Genomic DNA, 22,949 nt, shown 5'->3' with positions numbered 1-22,949 from the left:
ATTAGAATGTGATGTTAGTACCAAAAGTTAATGTTGTAGTTTGAGGATATGCCTCATTTCTCGATTGGTTAGCATAACGCTCTGGATCCCAGTGGTCCAATTGTGACCAAGTGATTGGGTTCGTAGAGTTTACATAAAGTCTAAAAGTTTGAACTCTAAGTTTTCTACAGATATTCTCATTGAAAGTATAACCGATCTCAATGTTCTTTAATCTGAAGTAAGAAGCATCTTCTACCCAGAATGATGATACTTGCTCGTTGTTTGTGTTACCCAAACGTGGCTTAGAAGCATCAGGATTATCAGGAGTCCAACGATCCATCCAATCTGTTGTCCAGTTCATTAAGTTGTTACCAGAACCAGAGTGGTTACCAGTTGAACTAGAGTAGATATCTACATTTTGTACACCTTGGAAGAACATTTTCAAATCCCATCCTTTGTAAGCAACACCTAAGTTGATACCGTACATATATTCAGGGTTAGGATTACCAATGATCGTTCTATCTTGATCGTTAATTACACCATCACCGTTGATATCTTCATAAATCAAGTCACCTAGTTGAGGTGTTTGACCATCGATGTAAGGATACGTTTCTAAATCTTCTTCAGTTCTGTAAATACCTGTATTATTGTATCCATAGAATGAACCGATTGGTGCTCCTTCCATATTTACAGTTCTGTTGTTAGGATATTGTGTTTCACCTTGCATATCAATGATTTCGTTTTTAATCTTAGTGATGTTGAAACCAATGTTATATTCAATACCAGTATTACCAATTGAATTGTAATGATTTACTGCCAATTCCCAACCTGTGTTTTTCACACGACCAGCGTTTTGGTAAGCAGGGTTTGAAACACCTGTAGCACCTGGGATAGGTAATTTTAATAAGATATCATCCGTATCTTTCACGAAGTAATCACCTGTTAAAGTTAATTTATCATCCCAGAATCCTAAGTCAGCACCAATACCATAAGAAGTAGTCGTTTCCCACTTGATATCTTCATTCGCTAAATCAGTTACTGCTAAACCACCATTGTAGATATTATTGCCATCAAATGGATAGCCATCAGTAGGAGTGTATGACTGAGAGTAAGGATAGTAACCAATTTTATCGTTACCTAACTGACCCCAGTTTGCTCTAATTTTACCAAATGAAAGGAAGCTTTCAGTAGCATCTTCTAAGAAGGCCTCGTTAGAGAAGATCCAACCTGCTGACACTGCTGGGAATACTGCATAACGGTTATCAGAAGGGAATTTAGAAGAACCATCCGTTCTTAAGTTGGCCTCTAATAAATATCTATCATCGTAGTTGTATTGTACTCTACCGAATACTGATAATAATCTTGATTCGTTAAATGTACCATCAACTGTTGGGTTACTACCACCACCAATTTCTGTCAAGTCATTTGAAGGAAGGTCAGTTACTTTAACCTTTGTCCATCTGTGCTTGTAAGTGTTCATTGTAGTACCTGCTAAAACATTGATACCGTGCTTACCAAATTTCTTGTCATAATTTACAGTGTTCTCCCATTGGATAGTTTCATAAGAGTTTGAAATATCTTGTAATGAGTTTTGAACTCTTGTAATATCAGAATCGTTACCATCAGCATCTGTCATTTGGAAAGTATACTTATGCGCTTTGTTTAAAGCTTCTGTATATGAGTAACTGAAGTTTGTTCTGAAAGTAAGACCTTCGATTGGTTTGAACTCTAAATAAGGGTTGATTGTGTTCTTATTAGAAGTTGCATATTGTCTAGAAGCCTCAGTTGCGTAGAAAAGAGGGTTCTTTGTATTAATCTCGTAAGGGTTTCCTGAAGCTGAACCAAATGAACCGTCAGGGTTGTAAACTGGAACAAGTGGAGAAGAGTTTGCAATTAATCTCATTACACCTTGATCATCTGTATCTGCTGATTCTTCAGAAGATTTGATCGCACCAAAGAAGTTTGTACCGAAAGTAAATCCTTTACCTAAATCACTTTTTAAGTTTACTCTATAATTTAAACGTTCAGCAGATGTACCGTACATGATACCGTCTTGGTCTAAGTAACCTAAAGATGCTAAGTATTGTGTTTTACCTACTTTTTGAGATAATGATACTTGGTGATTTTGGAAGAATGCACCGTCTTTGAAAACTTCATCAGCCCAATCAGTATTTGCATAATGATATGGATCGATACCTGACTTTGCAATTGCAATTTCTTCGTCTGTATAAATTGGTGCTCTACCTGCATTTACACTAGCTTCATTTTTTAAAGTCATGTAATCCCATGAATCTAACATATCAGGAAGTACAGTTGCTTTTTGAAAACCAGCATAACCGTTGTATGATACTTTAAGTTTCTCTGTTGTTCCACCTTTCTTTGTAGTTACTAAGATTACACCGTTAGCGGCACGCGTACCATAGATAGAAGCAGATGCAGCATCTTTTAATACGGATACACTTTCAATATCTGAAGGTAAAATGTCTTGCATACTACCTGGAACACCATCAATTAATACTAATGGACTTGAATCATTCAAAGTACCATTACCACGAATTGTGATTTGTGCACCAGCACCTGGCTTACCACCTGATTGTGTTAACTGAACACCTGCAATTCTACCTTGTAATAAGGCTTCAGTATTGGTCACCGCTTGGTTTCCTATATCTTTTTCAGGAGTTACAACACCAACAGAACCTGTTAAGTTTTCTTTCTTTTGTGTACCATAACCAACAACGACAATTTCTGAAAGCAATTCTGTTGCTTCCTGCATCACTATTTGCATGTTTTGTTGAGTACCTACTTGAATTTCTTGTGCTTCAAAACCCATGAAGCTAAAAATTAAGTAATCTTCAGAAGAAACACCTAATATATCAAACTCACCATCAAAGTTAGAAATTGTTCCTTTAGTAGTATTTTTGATCTTAATACTAACTCCTGGAATTGGTTGACCTGCGTCGTCTTTTACAACTCCAGAAACTCTTTTGTCTTGTGCTTGTGCTGTTAATCCAGTAAGGATTAAACCAAGCATCATTAATAAGCGGAAAGAATGCTTAAACTTTTCTAGATAGAAAATTTTCATAAAAAAATGCTTTAAGATAATATCAAGTTTCTAATTCAATAAAGAATAAAAAAGCTCGATGATTCATTTCATTTAAAAGTGTTTTTGCAACGTTTATACAAATATGAACCGGGCTTGAGAATTAAGTTTGTCTGTTTTCGTCAAACTGTGATGAAAATGTTATTATTTAGTTAAGTATATGATAATGTGTAATTTATAAAATTAGCGATGGAAATTTTGATCAACCTTAATGCCGAAAATGGACGATATATTGATGAAAATATCCAGGGGCAAAGATAATTTTCCCCCTACATTTGTTGCGTATTTGTGACGTTTATTTTGTTAATCACTTTATAATGTTTGTCAATGAAATTGATATCAAAACGGTTCTTTACTGTAATCATACTATGGTCACTCTTTTCTTGTAAGAGTGGACAAAATAAGCATAGTGTGACTTCAGACAAGGCACCCAACATCCTATTTATTATAGCAGATGACTTAGGTGCACATGATTTGTCGACAACAGACTCTAAATATTATGAGACGCCCAACATCGATGGTTTAGCAGCACAAGGGTTGCAATTTGATCAAGGATATGCTTCTTGTCAGGTATGTAGTCCATCTCGTGCGAGTATTATGACGGGTAAGTCTCCAGCAAGACATGGTATCACCGATTGGATTGGTGCTCCTGAAGGAGAAAAGTGGCGTAAACAAAAAAGGCATAATAAACTTTTGCCTGCTTATTATGAGCATAAATTAGATACTGCTTATATAACAATGCCAGAAGCATTCAAGGAAAATGGGTATACAACTTTTTTTGCAGGTAAGTGGCATGTAGGTGGTGAAGGTTCACTTCCAGAAGATCATGGTTTCGATATCAATGTAGGTGGTTTCCATGCAGGAAGCCCTAAAGGAGGCTATTTTTCTCCTTATAAGAACCCTAAAATGGAAGATGGTCCAAAAGGAGAAAACTTATCTATGCGTTTAGCAAATGAAACAGTAGATTTTATACAAGAACACAAGGATGATGAAAAACCTTTCTTTGCTTGTCTATCTTTTTATGCTGTGCATGGACCTATTCAGACTACTGAAGAAAAGTGGAGAAAGTATAGAAATAAGGCTGTGGAGCAAGGTGTTGATTCTACAGGTTATAAAATGGGTAAATTTTTACCGATCAGACAACATCAGGACAATCCTGTTTATGGAGGATTAGTTGAAACTATGGACGATGCTGTTGGTGTAGTGTTAAACTCATTACAAGAAATGGGCTTAGAGAAAAACACTATTATTGTCTTTACAGGGGATAACGGTGGCGTATCTGCTGGTGATAATTTCTCTACTTCTAACCTACCATTAAAAGGTGGAAAAGGATACCAATTTGAAGGTGGATTGAGAACGCCTTATATCATAAAGGTTCCTGGAATGAAAAATAAAGGGAGTCATAGTAATGTACCAGTTACTGGCACAGATTTTTATCCAACATTATTAGAATTAGCTGGTTTACCCCAATATCCAGATCAGCATGTAGATGGAATTAGTTTAGCACCAATTTTCAAAGGCGAGCAAACAGAAGATAGAGCCATTGTGTGGCATTACCCACATTATGGCAACCAAGGCGGTGAACCTTCTTCAGTAATTCGTTCAGGAAAATGGAAACTTATCCATTATTATGAAGACAATAGAGAAGAGTTATACAACTTGGAAGTAGATAATACAGAATCTAAAAACATTGCGTCGGATTATCCTTCTATCGTTAAAAATCTTAGCGATAATTTGTTTACTTACTTGAATGAAGTAGGAGCAAAATATCCTGAAAAAGACAATACTTGGACGCAAGAAGCTGAAGCGAAACACCTTCAGAAAATTAGAACTAAGAAAATGAAATCTCTGGAAAAGCATAGATTACAAATGCTTGGAGATGAATATCAACCGAATAAAGATTGGTGGGGTTCTCAAAGAATCGTTGACTAATTTTTAAAGCATGGCTAATAGTTTCACTTGTTAATAACTATTAGCCATTTTTTTACTCTATTTCTAATCGTGTATTTTTGACGCTATTACCATTGTTGTACTTATGAACAGACTTATTCTATTTATTTCGCTAATTTTCTTTACCCAAAATTCTTTTGCACAAACGAAAGAAGATTACCTCATCGAATACTTAAATGTGTCTAATGGATTATCGAATAATTCTGTAACAAGAGTTGTGAAAGATAATCTAGGACAATTGTGGTTTGGAAGTAGTGAAGGTATTGTAAAATTGGATGCACAAGGTTTTGAGTATTTGAAGCCTTCTAAACGTTATAATCAATTTTATAGTGAGGATATAGAGACACTTACTTTAGGGCATGATAATATCCTTTGGGTTGGTACTAAAAGTGGAGGTCTTTCCAGTTATAACATTGCTAAAGATCAGTTTGTAAGCTATAATCATCTATTTGAAAGTTACATTAAAGAAAATACTTTTCTGAGAGTAACAGCTTTAGCAGAAACTCAGTCGGGGCTGCTTTGTATTGGTACTTGGGCTAATGGCTTTTTTGTAATTGATCCAAAATCAAAGAAAATCGTTTTTCATCAGAAGCAAAAACGAGTGATTCAAACGATTCAAGAAATTAAAAAGGGAAATATCTGGTATGCATCCGCTGGAAGTTTATTTGAATTCAAAGAGGAAGAAAATAAATCTATAAGACATCCAATACAAGGACTCAATTGGATATCAAAAATCATATTTGATTCAAGTAGAAATGCATTCTATTTTGGAGTACCTAAAGGGATTTATGTTTATGATATTTCTAAGAAAAAGACCGAAAAATTAATCGTTAAGAATCAAGGAAAGATACGTCTGATCAATTCAATTATCTCTGATAAACAAGGTCGTTTATGGGTAGGTACCTGGAAAAATGGACTTTTTAGAAGTAACTCTGAGAAAACGGAATTTAAGAAAATCGACCTACTTCCAGAAAATGAGATCAATAAAAATTACGAGGGCATTACAGATATCTTTATTGATGACAATGGTGTAATATGGATTACAACGACTCATGGAGGTGTAGTTAAACTAATTGAAAACAGAGGGATTTATAAAATTGCAAATACCCTAAAACAGAACATCGGTTTCTCTGATAATAATATCAATAGTCTATATGTCGACTCCAAAGGGAATCAATGGATAGGGACTAAAAATGGTGGATTAAATTATAAAAAAGCAAAAGATAAAACATATCGTAAAGTAAAATCAGCCCAGAATATTGTCATTTCTTTTTTCAAAGAAATCAAAGGAGAGATGTACGTAGCGACTTCAAAAGGACTTTTTATTTTTCCTCTAGATAACCCTAATGCAAAACATCAATTTTTTGGATCTACGAAATTTAGAAAGCTAAAATCTATTTACTTTGATGAAGAGAAACATAAAATCTGGTTTGGATTGCAACAGTCAGGTTTAGCGGTTGTAGATAGTGAAAAAGCACTGAATATAGATCAAATTCATTATTTTTCTCCAGAAGAAAAGAAGAGTAATTATTTTACAGCAGATAGAGTTGAACATATCATTAAAGGTAAAAATAATCATCTATGGATTGGTACTTTTCAAGGATTATATAATTGGGATACAGATTCTAATACAGGGGAATTTATTGATTTAAAAACACAATTTGATTTTCCTTCAAATATCATTCTTTCCATAAAAACAACCCCACAACAGGATACGCTTTTTGTAGGTTCAGCTAATGGACTTTTAGTATTAGATAATACAACGGATGAATTAAAAAAGATAGCCTTCTATGATAAAAAATCTGGGCTGGAAAACAAATGTATTAACGCTATTATTTTAGATGATCATCAAAATGTATGGTTGGGTTTATCGAAAGGTATCAGTAGCTTAAATTTGAAAACGGGGGCCATCAATAACTTTACTAAGGAAGATGGAGTAAATGTATCTTCGATCAATTTAGATGCTGTTTATTATCATAAAGACTTAATCTATTTTGGTGGACAAAAAGGAATGTTAGTTTTTTCTCCTGAATTTATCTCTGCTCAAAAAACAACACCCAATGCCTATTTTTCAAAAATGTTTGTAGATAATAAATACATTCAAGTTGGAGATTCTCTCAATCATAAAATCGTATTAGACAATATCTTACCTTTTACAAAGGAAGTACAACTTTCTTACAAGGATAAAGTTATTCGATTGGATATCAATACTACGGATTATATCGATCAAAAGAATATCAATTTCTATTACAGAGTCAGTACAATTTCTGAACAATGGATTGAAAATCAACATGCTTCAAGTATTACACTAACACAATTACCGGCAGGTGAAAATATAATTGAAATCAAAGCTTGTAAAGCTGGAGAATGTGGTATTATTAATCAATTGATTATCAATGTAAGTCCTTCTCCTTGGAAAACGACTACCGCTTATATCATCTATTTGAGTATATTCTTGTTACTTCTTTTCGGCGTTTTCTCTTTCTTTATCAGAAAAGAAAAACTTGAAAATAAAGTGAGATTAGCCAATTTAGAAAAGGAAAAAGAACATGAAATTACGGAGGCTAAAGTACGTTTCTTTACAAATATTTCTCACGAAATTAGAACTCCTCTTACCTTAATCCATTCTCCTTTAGAAGAACTTTTAGATGAAAAAGATTTGCCTCAGAAGTATAAGTCAAAACTTAAAATCATCAATAAAAATGCGAGTGGATTATTAGTACTTGTAAATCAATTATTGGATTTTAGAAAAATTGAAAACAATAAAATAACCCTGTCTTATCAATATGTCTCATTAAAGAAATTGATAGAAAATAAATGTTGGGAATTCAAAGCTTTAGTACAATCTTCTGGTCTACAATTACATTTTAATACGGAGATTTCTGATCAGCAATTATATAAATTAGATCAAGAGAAAATAGAAATAGTTATCAATAATTTAATTTCGAATGCGATCAAATTTACACCGAATGGCAAAAATATCTGGATCAAATTAGAGGTTGATAAGAAAATTAAAATCCAAGTGAAAGATGAAGGAGTAGGCATTCCGAAGAAGGATATAAAATCTATTTTCCAAAGATATTATCAAGGGGAAAAGAAAACAGCTCATGAACAAAAAGGGACGGGAATTGGATTATCACTTTCGCAAAATATTGTAGAGCTGCATAGTGGAACAATTGCAGTGGAAAGCACAGAAGGAAAAGGGAGTACATTTACAATCGAATTACCTATCATTGAATCGGTAATGGAAATGACTACTTCTGAAGTCCACTTTAATGAAGAAGAAAAAAATACATTACTATTAGTAGATGATAACTTGGACATCTTAGAATACCTAGAATCTATTTTCCAAGATCAATATCATATTTTGAAAAGTGTAAATGGCCAAGAAGCCTTAGAAGTCCTTGAAAAAGAGAAAGTAGATATCATAATTTCTGATGTGATGATGCCCGTGATGGATGGTTTGACTTTCTGTAAAGAAGTAAAACAGAAACCTGAACTTTCAAGTATTCCATTATTATTATTAACAGCAAATGCAACAACTGAAAATGAATTACAAGGTTTAGAGTTTGGAGCCAATGATTTCTTGAGAAAGCCTTTTGTAAGTAAAGTGATTAAGGAAAAAGTAAGAAATCTCTTGGCTTACAAACAACAACTTTTAGACTTTTATCAATCACAATTAATTCCAAAAGGAAAGGAACTTCCGAAAAGTGAAAAAGTAGAAGTGATTGAAAAACCATTGACTGAGGATCAATTACTGATACAAAAGGCAGTCCAATATATTGAAGAAAATATTGATAATGACGACCTAAATGTAGAGCAATTAGCCAGTCATATGTGTATGAGTCAATCTACACTCTACCGTAAAATCAAAGCATTAACCAACAAAACAATTGTCGCTTTTATTCGCTCTGTCCGATTAAAAAGAGCAGCTCAAATGATCTTGGACACCAATTATAGTCTGAAAGAGATTGCTGAAAATGTAGGTATAAATGATTCCCGCTATTTTAAACGTGAATTCAAAAAGCAATACGGTGTAGAGCCTGACGAATACAAAGAACAGGCAGTAGTTTAAGTTGAAATTTTAATGAGAAACTCCATTCTAAAAGTGGAGTTTTTTTGTTTTTACAAGACTCCTTCCTAACTTCATTGCTCATCTTACTTTTTAATCGAAATTACTTTTTACACTTATGACTGATTACCAACAAACTAATATAGAAAAGCTAACGAGTGAATTTATTGAACTGACATTACCTCGCGAGCAATGGACACATGAAGCACATTTAATAGTGGCTTTTTGGCATAATATAAAATATCCCGCAACAGATGCATTAACGCTTATCAGAGAACGAATCAAGGCCTACAATGTTAGTATTGGCAATGAAAATACAGTGACCTCTGGATACCATGAAACATTAACGGTGTATTGGATGAAGCTTACTCGTAAATATATTCATGATCACCCTGATTTAAATTTGTCTGAATTAATTACATCTTTCTTAAAAAACGAATTGTCTTATAAAAGCAGTGCTTTTGAATATTATTCACGATACATCCTCTTCTCTCAGAAAGCACGTCAAGAATTTGTGGATGGAGATATTTGTTCATTGTCAACATTAGATCTTCAACCAACTAACTAATCATGACTAAAAAAGAGAATTTATCAGTCACATTTGGTTTATTTATCGCTTTAATGTGTATGTATTTTTATTTACACCATACTCCAAAACTAAAAAGTGAAGGAAAAGTAATTGTAACATTAGATAATGAGCAAAAAATAGTGGTTTTAAATGCGGATAAAAATGCAATAAACACTACACATTTAAGATATTCAATTAAAGGTAATATTGAAGGGGAAGCAATACTTCAAAGTCATAAAAAGTATACAATTCATGATGGTTTTGAATTGAAATATGACAATGATTGGTATACTGAAGAAGTAAAATTCGAAGTGATTCCTATCCAAATGTCAAGTGGAAATTTTGAAATAGAATATTGTTTTTATTCAGAGAAATTAAGCTTGTGGAGTCAATTCAAAAAAGAAATTTTAGAAGAAAAACTTTTATCAAATCATTAGTATTATTTAATGTAGTATGAAATTTATAGTCTTATTGTGTTTCTTATTTATTAAAAGAGGTTGGAATCGTTTACTTAGGATGTGATGATGAAAGAAAGTTATTAAAATAAATGTAATCTTGAATATTTAAATTAACTTTAGTAAAATTTCAACAACTACTTTTTAATCAACTAGCAACTATTGTCATGAAATCTTTCGTCACGAACTTGGTTTCTCCTTCTAAAATTGTCTCTAATTTAGAAGACGAGGAAACATCAATTAATACTTTTTCAATACTAGTTATATTCTCAGTATTCTTATCATTGATTTATACACAAAGAAATGTTGCATTTGACCTTCAAAATGAAGTTTCATTTTTTAGTGTATTGATTTATACGGTAGTTAGTTTTCTAGGAACTGCACTATACGTTGTCATGTATTCCCAATTATTATTTTGGTCTTTTGAAGCCAAAACATCGAATGTATCAACAACTTCTATTGTAAAAGTTATTTGTAATAGCTTGATTCCTTATGTAGTGGCTTTCCCAGTTTTGTACTATTTAATAGGTACTCCAAATGGATGGCTTTTACTTTTAGTTGCAATTTTTTGGTCAAAGTATCTTCAAGTAAGAATGCTTAAAAATTTGTTGGAAACCTCATATATAAGATCATTTTCTTTGGTTCTTCTCAGTACTTTTGTTGTGAATCTACCTTCAATAATGATCATTATCTATTTATTTTAATAAAGTTTTTTTTGCTTTAATATATATATACAATAGAAATAAAGCGTCATCAAAATTCCTAAAAAATTGATGACGCTTTTTGTCATACATTTATTACGCCCTTTTTAGAAGCAAGTATTTTTATTCCATTCTTCCATATCGTCAAGTAATTGTTTCTTTAAAGACGGTAAAACGGTTGTACATTGGGATGTTATTGGTTCTGTGGAAAGTTCCTTTTCAGAATATTCATAAGGAAAACAAGAAACAAATTCAGACACAAATGTATAATGATGTTTTCTTTGAGAAGTTGGTGTCATTTCAATTGACTGATCATCTATTGAGTTATAAGTGCCAGTTGTAATAATGATGGTAGCTTCCTCCTTGGATTCATCAATTGAATAAGCCTCGTAAGTACCGTTTTGATACAAAAGTAATTCAGTTTGATTTTCGCCTTCCGATAGAATAACTGCATCAACAAAATTTGAATTTTCACCTTCTTTACAAGCTAAAAGTGAAGTAAGTGCTAAGAATAATATGATTTTTTTCATAATTAAATAGTGATTGTGGATAAAAGAGTAACATTAGATTGAAACTAAAAAATGATAATTAGCTAAGTGATTTTATCCAGTTTAAAAAAAATGTAAAAGGTTATTTGGTAAAGTACAGAAATAAAAAATGTATGACGGTGTAAATGTATGACAATTTAATTTCAATTAATATATTTTGAGTTTTAATAAATGTAAATACTCATTTAATCAAAAGCGTTAAAATGAAAAGAAAACCTTGAGAATTGAATTTCCTGCTCTATCTTTGAGAAAATTGGTGTATATACTAAATACAGATGAATCTATTTATCAAAGCAAAACATTGGCAAATTTTTATTATTACGATTTGCATTCCTTACCTATTTAAAAATTACCTATTTGATTATATGATCATTCCAAATGAACCTTTTGAAGCTTCACTTAAATTTATTGCAGTGACATTTCTTCATACTTTTGGACTTTGGTTTTGGTTTTGGGCAAGTGGTATCGAATTACAAAAATCTTTACCAAATAAGAATAGACTAAAAATATGGAAGTTTAAAACCTCTTATTTCTCACTTTTATTTCTTTTGGGAAGTACTTTTATTGCTACCACTTATATGATTGATGGAGATGTAGGGTTGACAGAGGTTGAAGGTTCTGATCACTTGTTGTTGGGAGGTGTTATAGACTTACATTTATTGGTCATTTCTTTATCTCTGACAGTGAAAATACTTCTTTTCTATTGCATCTATTTTATTGCCAAAACTATTCAAAACGGAACTGAAAAACCAAAAAAGGGAGGGACATTTCTCAACTTTTTATGGATTACATTTTATCCTTTAGGAATATGGTTTATTCAACCTAAAATAAATAGGCTAGTACAAGAGAAATTTACACCTTTAAACTCAAATAATGAAAATATAGAAACAATATCATCTGAAGTATTAAAATAAATTATGATTGAAAAATCTATAAAGTATTACCTTTTTTTTATATGCATCTTTTTTCACGCTTGTCAAATTGAAAAACAAGAGGAAACAAATGCTATCTACGAAGATGAATTAGCAGACTATTATGAAGGAGGTTGTGATGTATTGATTCAAGATGTATCGAAGAATTTTGATCAACATGCTGACAATATTTTCATTGGTAACCTTACAAAAATTCAGAATTACAAAAATTACCAGCTTAGTACTTTTCAAATTACTGAGAATTTAAAAGGAAAGCATATTGGGGAAGTACAATTACTCCAGCTGACGACAACAAAGGTTAAGCTAATTGAGGGGAATACCTATTTAGTTTATGGAACACCTATAAGTTATTTAAAAAATAATCATCCAGTTTTAGAGGGAAATCGTCAAAAAGTGATTTCGGATCAAGAAATTATCATTCCAGTCACCCATATTTTACCACCATTGTCATTTTATCAAGATACTTTAAATGTAGCAAACAGGTTAACAGCTAAAAACACAGTAGAACTTAATGCACTTACATCAAGCCCTATTTTTTATGTTTATAGCGCGAATATTTTATCTCTTGATGCACTAAATGCTCAAACAATTTTGGAGTATTACAAAAAAAAGTGACCAATCCAATTAAGGTTTGATCACTTGTAACAATTATCTATTCCAATATGAAATCAAGAAACTTAACCTTACTAAACATTTAACCACTTCTTCATCAATAAACTTGGAAATTTTTATCACATTTAATTTACAATGTGAATATTATAAAGTGTTTGTTTAATTCTTTCGAAGCAATATTTCATTGGCAATTAATTTAAAGTAAACTAAGCAAGCAATGAAAGTGATCTTTTCCTAAATGGAACTTTACGAGATGTTCCTACTTCAGTCACTAAAACAGTAAAGTATACTTATGATGAGAGTGGTGATCGTATCGCAAAAGCTGTTCTAAAAGAAGTGCCAATTTATGGATCAAGTAGACTAGGTAGTTACAATGGCGAAGGAAAACAACATCAATTGGCCTCTTTCAAGAGAATTTATGAATATGCCAATCACTTAGGGAATGTTCTTGCAACCACACATGATAATGGTGAGATCAATACTTTATCTGATTATTTCCCGTTTGGCTTGGCAATGGAAGATCGTTCATTCCAAGAACCTAAGTATAGATATGGGTTTAATGGAAAAGAAAACGATACGGATTTAAGCAGTTCTCAGCTGATTCAAGATTATGGCTTTAGGGTGTATAATCCAGTGATTGGTAGATTTTTATCAATCGATCCATTGACTTCAACTTACCCTTGGTTAACACCCTATCAGTTTGCTAGCAATAATCCGATATTTGCTATCGACTTAGATGGTTTAGAGGCAATAAAAGCTTCTGATGCAAATTATCAGAAAACTAAATCAGTTTTAGAAAAACATGGTGCTGATCAAGTTAAAAGATTTAATGAAAACTATTACCTCCAAACTGTAGAAAGATCGAAATCAGGAATTAATGGTTTATGGAGAGCATCTAAAAATATAAATAAAGGTGAATTTTCTTCTGTTCTTGGTGCTGTAGTAGAAGCAATTGCAGCAGAAGAACTTACTTCATATTTTAAAGAAGGACTTAGTATTGTCCCATTTGCAAATAAGCCTGATTCACATGACGTTGAAACTTATATAAATCCAGATGGAGCTGATCAATATGATGTATTACTAACTGTTGCACCACACTCTCATACTTATACTACTGAGTACATGTATACCGGTGCTGATTTGAATCCTACAAGTTTAGAAACTGAAAGAATGAGAGGTCTATTTTTTTTTGGTTTTGTACCCCAATCAAGAACTTATAATTTATTTTTTGAAGTAAAACTTAGAAAACCTGAAAATTTAAAATTTACCCTTGATGGTTTTAATGATGGTATCAAACAACTACAAAAATCTCATAAAAGACATGGAGAATCATCTTACACAAAAAGAGGTGGAATTGCTGCAACAAATAGATATCTATTGTTAATGGATGAAGTTGGTTTTTATAAAATGTTGAAGAAATATGGACCAAAGGTTAAAGAAGGACTTGAAAAACTTGATGCTATTGGTGGTGGTTTAATCTTATGGCGAAATCTATATAGTGGATCATTTGATAAAACAAAGAAAATTGTTGGTGATGTTTATAAAGCTACTGATAAAAAATCCAAAGATTAAGTTATATATTTCAGATATGAAAAAAGTATCCTATTTAATATTAATATTTTTTATTAATCAAACTTATTGTATGGCACAAACAAAATTGAGTGAAGATTCTAGTTATTCTATAACAATTTTTGATAAAGATAAATTTAATACTGATTATTTACATCATATAAAAGAAGTAATAAAAGGTAATGGATTATCAGAAATATCAAAAATGCAAGATGCATTAGATAGTAGTGACAATGATTATATTTCTTTTTTAAATCACTTTTATAGTATCTCACATAATAGTGAGAGAAAATCTTTTTTGGCTAGCTATAAAGCTATAAAGTATAATGCCCAACAATCAGGTTGGGTTATTTCAAAACCCAAAGATTCAGATTTATTTTGGTCTATTGTTGAATATGGTCGATACTATTATGCTTCTTATTTTCAAGAAAGTTGGTATTGTCAACCTACAATACATTTTTCAAAAGATTTTTTAGAAAAAATATTTACTGAAGATCAAGCTGAGGTGTACTTTCAAAATCCAGCATGTTGTCAAAAAGATTACACCGGTTTGTATCATGGTTATATGGATTTTGATGTAGGAGGTTTTATGACTTTTATTTATCAACTAACACCAGAAATGGTATTGGAATTAAAAGGGCAAATACAAAAGAATAAACATAAAGTAGATGAAAGATTAACTTTTGAAGTTGAAATGCTTGAAAAAATATTAGATCTAACTATTGAAGACAAAAGTATTATCTTGGTGAATCAATACTTTGATTAATGAGATTATTTAATGGTTAGTCTTGTTAAGTGAAAGTATCATTACGAACACTGCTGATCACAACTGTTTTAAGTATTAAGGCATAGGTGTTACTTAGAACAATGCGCTTGATTAAGTTTTCAACTTATCACAAAATTACAAGCCAATATATCTAGAGGTAGATTGGCTTGCAATAAAATCTTAAAACACACTTCATGAAGAAATACAATAGAGAATCAAACCTCTGACTTTAGCTAAAGAAATGAAAACTGTCATTGCTCTACATAGGAGTGAAAGGGAAACTTACATTACAGCATCGCACTTCAGTCTGATATATAAAGAAAGGCATCCTTCAGCAAAATGCATTGTATACACAAGATTATTGAGGTGTCATGCATACAAATAGAATACAGTGGTATTCATTCTTTCTTAAAAATTGAGGATGAAATTTTTTACATTAGGTTTAAAAAAAAGTGACCAATCCAATTAAGGTTTGATCACTTGTAACAATTATCTATTCCAATAGGAAATAGTTAGAAATTAATCCACTTTTTCTTTTTAAATATATAGAGCATAGATGTGGTAATAAATATCATGATGCCCCACATGTAGAAATAGCCATATTTGAGAGTTAATTCAGGTATCAATTGGAAATTGGTACCATACAAACTTGTGATAAACGTAAGAGGAATAAAGATCACAGAGAATATCGTCAAAGTCATCATCACATTATTTAGTTTAGATGAAATTGTGGTATGATAAATATTCAATTGATCAGAAAGCATTTCTTTGAATGCATCCGTCATTTCCATGGCTTGTTTCAAATCATTGACCAACTCGCCATAAAAGTATTCAGAGCGCTCTAAAACAATTTCAGAGTCAAATTTGAATAGTTTATTGGCAGCTTCTAAGGCTGGTTTTAAATATCTCTTGAGTTCGTTAACTAACTTTTTATAAGTTATAATTTGATCAAGAATTTCTATTTCTTCTTCATCTGAAAGAATTAAATCTTCCAAATCATCGATTTCATCTTCTAACGTTCTCAATAAGATCTGATAATTATTGGTAATCAAATCCAATACACGGTAGACAAGATAATCAATGTTATTACTAACGATTTTCTTTTTCTTTCTTTTTATTTCTTGGATCAATGGCTTAAATATCGCAGTACTTTTCTCATTAAAAGTATACATGCAATTGTCCACAATGATCAAACAAAAATGCTCAGGGGTAATCTCACTTTTTATTGGATTATAATTTAATATTTTCATTGAAACAAAGAAAATATCATCTTCCTCGTGAAATTTAGGTCTGAGCGTGGTATCTAAAATATCCGATAGGAAATGTGTATTGATTTTTTCATGTTGTAATTGACGTATCAAGTCAACATTGTGTAAACCATTATACATAATCCATGTCAGTGAATCTCGATCAGCAAATTGATCAACATTTTTGATGTCTTTGATCTTTTTTTCTTCATAATGATCAGGACCAAAGTCGATCACATTAATCGAAGCATGACTTTTCTTCTGATCTCCATTATAAATTAATTCTTCAGGAGATACATATACATCCTCATTATGTTTATTCTTAGCGATCATAAGACTAGATTCAGGTGACTTGAGATTTTTGAGTTAGAAATTTATTTATCGTTTTACATCCTATAATCACGCTATTTTTGTGATTTCGTTTTATAAATTTCTGTTTGAAAAATATAAAATCAAGTTTTTTATAATTGAATCTGTTCAAAACAAAGTGGGTAATTTTGTTAAAATAAAGGGGATATTTTTTGTTAAAAGGAGGATATTTCGTTCAAAAAACAATCCTATATTGTCCATTTCAAGAATTTTAGGATTAAATAAAGAAGAATATCAAAAAAAATATTCAATTTTAACCCTAAATCGAAATGAATATTAGATTGTGAAGTTGACTTTTTAAACCCTTAAAAGGTTTTGTTTTTTTAAGCTTTTACTTCCTCTTAAAACGTTTTAATAATGAAGAAATTAAACTACTTATTTCTTGCATGCCTAGCCGTAATCGGGTGGAGCTGCCAGAAAAGTACTTCCTCAGCATCTTCTGAAGAAGAATTAACGAAAAAGCCAAACATCATTTTTGTTTACCTTGATGATTTAGGATATGGAGATATTGGTGTCAATGGTGCCAAAGGTGTGAAAACACCTAATATTGATGCACTAGCCAATGGTGGTGTAAACTTCAGAAATGGTTATGCTTCATCAGCTACTTGTACTCCTTCAAGATATGCTGCTTTTACAGGGCAATATCCATGGAGAAAAAATGCTAAAATTTTACCAGGTTCAGCACCAATGTTAATTGATACAACACAAGTAACAGTAGCTGGAATGTTAAAAGAAGCAGGTTATAATACAGCTATTATTGGTAAGTGGCACTTAGGTTTAGGTACACACGATAAAGACTGGAACGAGCATATCTACCCAGGTCCAAATGATGTTGGATTTGATCATTCTTATATTATGGCGGCAACACAAGACCGTGTACCTACTGTATATATTGAAAATGGTGATGTAGTAGGTTTAGATCCTAACGACCCAATCGAAATCAATTATAACGTAAACTTCCCAGGTCAACCTACAGGTAAAGACAATCCTGAATTATTGACAATGAAATGGCACCATGGTCACAACAGTACGATTATCAACGGTATTCCAAGAATCGGATACATGAAAGGTGGTAAATCGGCACTTTGGAATGACACTGATATGGCTGATCATTTCTTAGGAAAAGTACAAAAATATATTGAAGAAAAAGCAAAAGAAGATAAGCCATTCTTCTTAACTTATACAATGCAACAGCCTCACGTTCCAAGAACTCCACACCCACGTTTTGTTGGTAAATCAGAGTTAGGACCAAGAGGTGACGTAATCGTAGAAGCGGATTGGGCAGTTGGTGAGTTGATGAAAACATTACGTAAAGCAGGTATTGAAGAAAATACACTAATTGTTTTCTCATCTGATAACGGTCCTGTTCTAAACGACGGTTACTATGATGATGCAGTTGAAAAATTAGGAGAGCATGATCCTGCAGGTGGATTAAGAGGTGGTAAATACTCTTTATACGAAGCAGGTGCACACGTTCCTTTCATTACATATTGGAAAGGAAAAATCCAACCTTCTACTTCAGATGCTTTAGTTTGTCAAATGGACTTATTTGCTTCATTTGCTTCTTTAGTAGGTAGCGAGATGAAATCTCAAGATTCAGAGAACGTTTTAGGTGCTTTGATGGGTGAAACAAAAGAAGGAAGAGAGTCATTAGTATTAGAAGCGACTACACGTACTTCTTACAGAAAAGGTGATTTCGTTTTACTTCCAGCTTATGAAGGTCCTAAGGTAAATACAATGGTGAATATTGAGTTAGGTAATGAAGACAAAATTGCTCTTTATAACTTAAAAGAAGATCCAAAACAGATCAACAATATCGCAGAACAAAATCCTGAATTAGTAGCTTCATTATTAAAAGAATTTGAGGCAATCAGAGGAACTGACTATAAAAAGACTTCTAAGTTAGAATTGAAATAGACCTAGCTTATTGGTAAATAATAAATAGTAGCAAGTTAAAAGGCTTACGATTATTGGATTTTTCCTGTACATCGTAAGCCTTTTTTTGTTTTATAGTAGTGTGCACCACGAAGATGATCTCTATTAAGAAAAAAACATTTCGATTTAATTTGATTGGTCTCTTTCAAGGTTTATTTTTGCATGTTTTAAAATTAACATCAACAAAATTTAAAAAAGAGAATGAGTGTTCAATTATCTTTTCCAAGTAACGCTTTATTTGTAGGGCATAAAAACCCTGATACAGATTGTACTTGTTCAGCAATCGCTGCTGCCAACCTATGGGGTGGTACTCCAATTGTACAAGGTGAAATCAACCCTGAAACTGAATTTGTATTAAATCATTTTAATGTTGAAACACCAGCGTTTGAAGATAATTTTGCAGGAAAAGACGTTGTGATCGTTGATCATAACCAAACAACTCAATCTGCAGCTTCAGTAGTTGAAGCAAATATCTTATCTATTATCGATCACCATGCCGTACAGGATAACTTCTTCTTCCAAAAAGGACCTATCCATATCGATATGCGTACTACAGCTTCATGCTGTACAATCATTGCTGATTACTATGCAGATATGAACGTAGCAATCTCAAAAGAGATGGCAGGTGTGATGTTAGGAGGAATTTTATCGGATACATTAGGATTAACGGTACCTCATACTACTGACATTGATAGAGAAGTAGCAGCTATGTTAGCTGAAATCGCAGACGTAGCAGATATCGCTGCTTTCGCTCAAGAAATGTTGATTGCAAAATCAGATTTATCAAAGTATACTCCAGCAGAGATTTTAAACTTAGACTATAAAGATTTCATCTTTGGTGATATCAAAATTGGTTTCGGTGTTTGTGAGAGTTTATTAATTGATAAAGTTATCGCAAAACACGATGAGATTGTAGCAGCAATGCAAGAAAATAAAAAGAATGGTGGTTACAATGCTATCTTCTTTGCATATGTTGATCTTACAACAAACAACTCTGTTGTGATTGGTGCTGATGATGCTGATTTCAAAGTATTAGAAGAAGCTTATGGCGTAACGAAAGGTGACCTTGGTGTTGCTTTAGAAGGAAAAATCTCTCGTAAAAAAGATTTCATTCCTCCAGTTTCTGCTTACTATACTAAATAATTTTTGAGGGTGAAAGGTTAAGCTTTTCACCCTTTATTATCCTCCCCATTATTAAATATGCATTCAAAAAATCTACATAAAGAAGGTTATCACTTTCCAAAATTACTGGATGCATATCCTCCATTATCTACTTTTGTGATCAAAAACAAAGTAGGGAAGGAGACCATTAATTTTTCCGATCCTAAAGCGGTAATTGCATTGAATAAGGCATTATTGAAAGCCTATTACCATCTGAAATTTTGGGATATTCCAGAAGGTTATCTATGTCCTCCAGTTCCAGGCAGGGCGGATTATATATTAGCGATTCATGATTTGATTCATGCTACAACACAATTAAATGATCATCAAATCAAAGGTTTAGATATTGGTACTGGAGCCAATTTAATTTATCCTTTAGTAGGGAGAGGACTTTTTCAATGGCAATTTATCGCCTCCGAAATTGAAGACCAATCCATCAACAATGCTGTGGATATTTTAAAGAAAAATAAAATTAAACCTAAAGAAATAGCGGTTCGAAAACAATCTAATATCCATCACTTCTTTAAAGGTATAATCAGAGAAAACGATCGATTAGCCTTTAGTATGTGCAATCCTCCTTTCCATAAAAATAAAGAAGAGGCACTTAAAGGGAGTCAACGAAAAATTAAAAACCTTACAGGGAAGACAGCAATAAAACTAAACTTCGGAGGTCATAGTAATGAACTATGGTGTGAAGGTGGTGAGTTTCAATTTATCAAATCCATGATGAAAGAAAGCATCGAATTCAAAAACAATGTGGTTTGGTTTACTTCTCTTGTATCTAAACAAGAAAATGTACGTCCTTTGACAAAATTCTTAAAATCTCTAAAACCAAAAGAGGTAAAAGTTGTTGACATGGGACAAGGTCAAAAGAAAAGCAGGTTCATTGCCTGGAAATTTATTTAATAAATGAACAAACAAGAATTACAAGAATATCTACTAACGGATCAACTAAGGAACATAAGTAATGCGTTGTTTAATATGTATACACGTACTAAAGCATTTTACTTTCAGGTAACTACAACATTTACAGTAGCCAAAGATGGAAGATATGAAGTTTCTACACCTGAAAATTTCCCTGTTTTTACCCCAAAAGGACAAGGCTTTTTAGAAGACGGTGGAGATTATTATAGAGGTGAATTGCAATTAAGAAACTTAGAAGAAGAATCTGCAGAAGAAATGGCAAGAGAATTAATACATAAAACTTTCACTGCCGAATAAAATCTTCTATATTAGTACAAATTAAAATTGAGTAAATCCTATTCCTAGAACATTCAAAATGTTCAACTAAATAATATCAGGACAAGTCAAATTGATTCTGCTAATGATTTCAACAATTAACTAGCTACAACAAAATGATAAATTTTAAATTTATTTCGAAACTATCGGAGGATGAAGTGATACATAATTTAACTCGTAAAAAAGAGTTGAAAAAGTGTTTAAAACAACTTTACAAAGAAAATTTTAAGACCATAGAAGATATGGTGTCTAACTTATACGGCTCAAAAAAAGATGCCGAAGAAGTGTTCCAATATTCCCTTTCAAAGATCATTTGGTTATTAGAATCTGAGAATTATGATTTTAATTATCCATTGTCTACATATATTTATTCTTTATCAAGACAACTTTGGATTAATTCATTTAAAGCTTTTAATAACTTTACTTACTTTTCTTCATTGGCTTGTCATGAAGATTTTTCAGAAGAGCTATTAGAAAAATTACCTTTTCAAGATGATGATTTGTTGATGCATCGTGAATTAGCTTTAAGGTATACAAAACAGAGTAATAGCTCTTTTATTTTTAGTCCTTCTTCTATCAATACTGTAACAATTGATTTAAAAAGAAGAATTTCAAGTCTTCTTTAAAAACTTTTTATTCTTGAAATGAATGAAACTACAAGAATTACAAAATAGAATTAGTATTGAGGAGAATAAAGCTATTATTGCTATTGTTCAACAGAATATTAGAAGAAAAAAACGATTCAAAACGATAGGGAAATATTTACTTTATTTTTCTCTTGTCATCCTTTGTTGTGCTTCAATTTACTTTCCCTTAAAAGCCAATAAATACGTATTTATAGATACAAGTTTAGAGAGTTGTACTGATTTAAACAAAATCAAGAGACCTGGATTTGTTTCTTATACTATTGAAAGTGCTTTTTTCGAAATAAAAGACCATGATTTTAAAGAAGCTAAAGAGATACTATTGTACTTACCTAAAAGTGAAAACCGTGATTGGTTGTTAGCACTATCTTATGTTGGATTAAATAAGTTTGATCAAGCTGAACATACTTTTAGAGAAATAAAAAGAAATCAAAACCATCAATATAATTCAAATTTAACGGATCAGTTTTGTTTGAAGTTCTATACTTTAAAATTGAAACAATTCTATGTTAGATGGTTAGAGTAATGTTGCCTTCTTTATCAATTATTAATGATTTCCGTCATTATTTTTATTCAATACTATTGGTGTTTCTAAATCTCTTAAGTAGATTTGCAGCGTAACAAACTTAAATGTGTTGAAAACAGAACGCTTACATTACGTCTTACACTTGATCTGTGCAGGAGTGATCCTATTCAATGCATTTTCTGTGTCTTTATTAAAACTCGATTTAGAGATGCAAAGAGATTTCATCGCTGAAGTCTTTTGTATTAATAAAGACAAACCTGAAATGTCTTGTCACGGACAGTGTTTTATTGACAAAGAACTCCAAAAGGAGTCCAAAAAGCAACAAGAATCTTCTGAGACAACACACAAAGAAATTGTACTTTCTTTTGCGTACAATGAATCTTATGTTATTCCAGAATTCTTTAATCTTGTAGAAGAAGCTTCGTCCTCTTTTGTTCTAAAAGAGCGATTTATCCCTTCAGATGATGCTTCAAAAGTTTTTCGTCCCCCAATAGTTTAGACTTACTTTTTTTGAAATGTATCTAGCTTATTTTTATAAGCCTGCTACTTAACACCCTTTTTTTGGTTTTATCCCTA

At 31.9% G+C, this 22,949-nt stretch carries 19 protein-coding genes; 16 read left to right on the top strand and 3 right to left on the bottom strand.

Annotation, left to right across the window (positions count from 1 at the left end; all coding sequences use genetic code 11):
* Position 1: 1 nt before the first annotated feature.
* Complete coding sequence (locus ACXAHM_RS19920; RefSeq protein WP_474963716.1) at positions 2-3,061, bottom strand: SusC/RagA family TonB-linked outer membrane protein; 3,060 nt, start codon at positions 3,059-3,061, stop codon at positions 2-4.
* Between the two features lie 429 nt (positions 3,062-3,490).
* Between ACXAHM_RS19920 and ACXAHM_RS19915 the strand changes: the two genes are divergently transcribed.
* The 5 genes from ACXAHM_RS19915 (at position 3,491) to ACXAHM_RS19895 (ending at position 10,828) form a co-directional block, all read left to right on the top strand.
* A complete protein-coding gene (locus tag ACXAHM_RS19915) occupies positions 3,491-5,011 on the top strand; it encodes a sulfatase (RefSeq protein WP_474963712.1) in 1,521 nt (506 codons plus the stop codon).
* 103 nt (positions 5,012-5,114) lie between these two features.
* Complete coding sequence (locus tag ACXAHM_RS19910; RefSeq protein WP_474963709.1) at positions 5,115-9,104, top strand: hybrid sensor histidine kinase/response regulator transcription factor; 3,990 nt, start codon at positions 5,115-5,117, stop codon at positions 9,102-9,104.
* 115 nt (positions 9,105-9,219) lie between these two features.
* Positions 9,220-9,669 (top strand): hypothetical protein, encoded by a 450-nt coding sequence (locus ACXAHM_RS19905; RefSeq protein WP_474963705.1) that lies wholly within the window; start codon positions 9,220-9,222, stop codon positions 9,667-9,669.
* 2 nt (positions 9,670-9,671) lie between these two features.
* Positions 9,672-10,106 carry a hypothetical protein gene (locus ACXAHM_RS19900; protein WP_474963701.1) on the top strand — a complete coding sequence of 145 codons (435 nt, stop codon included), beginning with the start codon at positions 9,672-9,674 and terminating at the stop codon, positions 10,104-10,106.
* A gap of 185 nt (positions 10,107-10,291) precedes the next feature.
* Positions 10,292-10,828, top strand: coding sequence for a YIP1 family protein (locus ACXAHM_RS19895; protein ID WP_474963697.1), 537 nt, complete (start codon positions 10,292-10,294; stop codon positions 10,826-10,828).
* 104 nt (positions 10,829-10,932) lie between these two features.
* Here the strand turns inward: ACXAHM_RS19895 and ACXAHM_RS19890 are convergent, their stop codons facing one another.
* The gene (locus ACXAHM_RS19890; RefSeq protein ID WP_474963695.1) at positions 10,933-11,355 is read right to left on the bottom strand and encodes a hypothetical protein; all 423 of its coding nucleotides are present in this window, start codon (positions 11,353-11,355) and stop codon (positions 10,933-10,935) included.
* Between the two features lie 293 nt (positions 11,356-11,648).
* On the opposite strand from ACXAHM_RS19890, the gene ACXAHM_RS19885 reads away from it, so the two are divergent.
* The 4 genes from ACXAHM_RS19885 to ACXAHM_RS19870 all read left to right on the top strand — a co-directional run bounded on the left by ACXAHM_RS19885 (position 11,649) and on the right by ACXAHM_RS19870 (position 15,252).
* Positions 11,649-12,287 (top strand): hypothetical protein, encoded by a 639-nt coding sequence (locus tag ACXAHM_RS19885; RefSeq protein ID WP_474963693.1) that lies wholly within the window; start codon positions 11,649-11,651, stop codon positions 12,285-12,287.
* A gap of 3 nt (positions 12,288-12,290) precedes the next feature.
* Positions 12,291-12,920 (top strand): hypothetical protein, encoded by a 630-nt coding sequence (locus ACXAHM_RS19880; RefSeq protein ID WP_474963691.1) that lies wholly within the window; start codon positions 12,291-12,293, stop codon positions 12,918-12,920.
* A 333-nt stretch (positions 12,921-13,253) separates the two neighbouring features.
* Entirely contained in the window at positions 13,254-14,489 is a 1,236-nt protein-coding gene (locus ACXAHM_RS19875; protein WP_474963688.1) for an RHS repeat domain-containing protein, read from the top strand.
* Between the two features lie 70 nt (positions 14,490-14,559).
* Complete coding sequence (locus tag ACXAHM_RS19870) at positions 14,560-15,252, top strand: hypothetical protein (protein ID WP_474963684.1); 693 nt, start codon at positions 14,560-14,562, stop codon at positions 15,250-15,252.
* A 512-nt stretch (positions 15,253-15,764) separates the two neighbouring features.
* Here the strand turns inward: ACXAHM_RS19870 and ACXAHM_RS19865 are convergent.
* Positions 15,765-16,832 carry a CorA family divalent cation transporter gene (locus tag ACXAHM_RS19865; protein WP_474963682.1) on the bottom strand — a complete coding sequence of 356 codons (1,068 nt, stop codon included), beginning with the start codon at positions 16,830-16,832 and terminating at the stop codon, positions 15,765-15,767.
* A gap of 393 nt (positions 16,833-17,225) precedes the next feature.
* On the opposite strand from ACXAHM_RS19865, the gene ACXAHM_RS19860 reads away from it, so the two are divergent.
* The 7 genes from ACXAHM_RS19860 (at position 17,226) to ACXAHM_RS19830 (ending at position 22,872) form a co-directional block, all read left to right on the top strand.
* A complete protein-coding gene (locus ACXAHM_RS19860; protein ID WP_474963680.1) occupies positions 17,226-18,785 on the top strand; it encodes a sulfatase family protein in 1,560 nt (519 codons plus the stop codon).
* A 219-nt stretch (positions 18,786-19,004) separates the two neighbouring features.
* On the top strand, positions 19,005-19,946 hold the full coding sequence (locus ACXAHM_RS19855; RefSeq protein WP_474963677.1) for a manganese-dependent inorganic pyrophosphatase: 942 nt from the start codon (positions 19,005-19,007) through the stop codon (positions 19,944-19,946).
* Positions 19,947-20,003: 57 nt separating this feature from the next.
* Positions 20,004-20,870 (top strand): 23S rRNA (adenine(1618)-N(6))-methyltransferase RlmF, encoded by an 867-nt coding sequence (gene rlmF, locus ACXAHM_RS19850; protein ID WP_474963675.1) that lies wholly within the window; start codon positions 20,004-20,006, stop codon positions 20,868-20,870.
* Between the two features lie 3 nt (positions 20,871-20,873).
* Positions 20,874-21,185: a hypothetical protein gene (locus ACXAHM_RS19845; protein ID WP_474963673.1), complete on the top strand. Its 312-nt coding sequence runs from the start codon at positions 20,874-20,876 to the stop codon at positions 21,183-21,185.
* Between the two features lie 134 nt (positions 21,186-21,319).
* A complete protein-coding gene (locus ACXAHM_RS19840; protein ID WP_474963671.1) occupies positions 21,320-21,829 on the top strand; it encodes a hypothetical protein in 510 nt (169 codons plus the stop codon).
* Between the two features lie 22 nt (positions 21,830-21,851).
* Positions 21,852-22,373 carry a hypothetical protein gene (locus ACXAHM_RS19835; protein WP_474963668.1) on the top strand — a complete coding sequence of 174 codons (522 nt, stop codon included), beginning with the start codon at positions 21,852-21,854 and terminating at the stop codon, positions 22,371-22,373.
* A 109-nt stretch (positions 22,374-22,482) separates the two neighbouring features.
* Positions 22,483-22,872 (top strand): hypothetical protein, encoded by a 390-nt coding sequence (locus tag ACXAHM_RS19830; protein ID WP_474963666.1) that lies wholly within the window; start codon positions 22,483-22,485, stop codon positions 22,870-22,872.
* The last annotated feature ends 77 nt before the right edge of the window (positions 22,873-22,949 follow it).

It is taken from the genome of Flammeovirga sp. AWQ4_249, from assembly GCF_056161045.1.
This window is presented reverse-complemented; position numbering and strand designations above follow the sequence as displayed.

Coding starts and splice junctions, on each gene's coding strand:
- ACXAHM_RS19835 (WP_474963668.1), top strand. CDS start 21,852: ATGAAACTACAAGAATTACAAAATAGAATTAGTATTGAGGAGAATAAA.
- ACXAHM_RS19855 (WP_474963677.1), top strand. CDS start 19,005: ATGAGTGTTCAATTATCTTTTCCAAGTAACGCTTTATTTGTAGGGCAT.
- ACXAHM_RS19910 (WP_474963709.1), top strand. CDS start 5,115: ATGAACAGACTTATTCTATTTATTTCGCTAATTTTCTTTACCCAAAAT.
- ACXAHM_RS19895 (WP_474963697.1), top strand. CDS start 10,292: ATGAAATCTTTCGTCACGAACTTGGTTTCTCCTTCTAAAATTGTCTCT.
- ACXAHM_RS19870 (WP_474963684.1), top strand. CDS start 14,560: ATGGCACAAACAAAATTGAGTGAAGATTCTAGTTATTCTATAACAATT.
- ACXAHM_RS19920 (WP_474963716.1), bottom strand. CDS start 3,061: ATGAAAATTTTCTATCTAGAAAAGTTTAAGCATTCTTTCCGCTTATTA.
- ACXAHM_RS19865 (WP_474963682.1), bottom strand. CDS start 16,832: ATGATCGCTAAGAATAAACATAATGAGGATGTATATGTATCTCCTGAA.
- rlmF (WP_474963675.1), top strand. CDS start 20,004: ATGCATTCAAAAAATCTACATAAAGAAGGTTATCACTTTCCAAAATTA.
- ACXAHM_RS19880 (WP_474963691.1), top strand. CDS start 12,291: ATGATTGAAAAATCTATAAAGTATTACCTTTTTTTTATATGCATCTTT.
- ACXAHM_RS19890 (WP_474963695.1), bottom strand. CDS start 11,355: ATGAAAAAAATCATATTATTCTTAGCACTTACTTCACTTTTAGCTTGT.
- ACXAHM_RS19840 (WP_474963671.1), top strand. CDS start 21,320: ATGATAAATTTTAAATTTATTTCGAAACTATCGGAGGATGAAGTGATA.
- ACXAHM_RS19845 (WP_474963673.1), top strand. CDS start 20,874: ATGAACAAACAAGAATTACAAGAATATCTACTAACGGATCAACTAAGG.
- ACXAHM_RS19860 (WP_474963680.1), top strand. CDS start 17,226: ATGAAGAAATTAAACTACTTATTTCTTGCATGCCTAGCCGTAATCGGG.
- ACXAHM_RS19905 (WP_474963705.1), top strand. CDS start 9,220: ATGACTGATTACCAACAAACTAATATAGAAAAGCTAACGAGTGAATTT.
- ACXAHM_RS19900 (WP_474963701.1), top strand. CDS start 9,672: ATGACTAAAAAAGAGAATTTATCAGTCACATTTGGTTTATTTATCGCT.
- ACXAHM_RS19885 (WP_474963693.1), top strand. CDS start 11,649: ATGAATCTATTTATCAAAGCAAAACATTGGCAAATTTTTATTATTACG.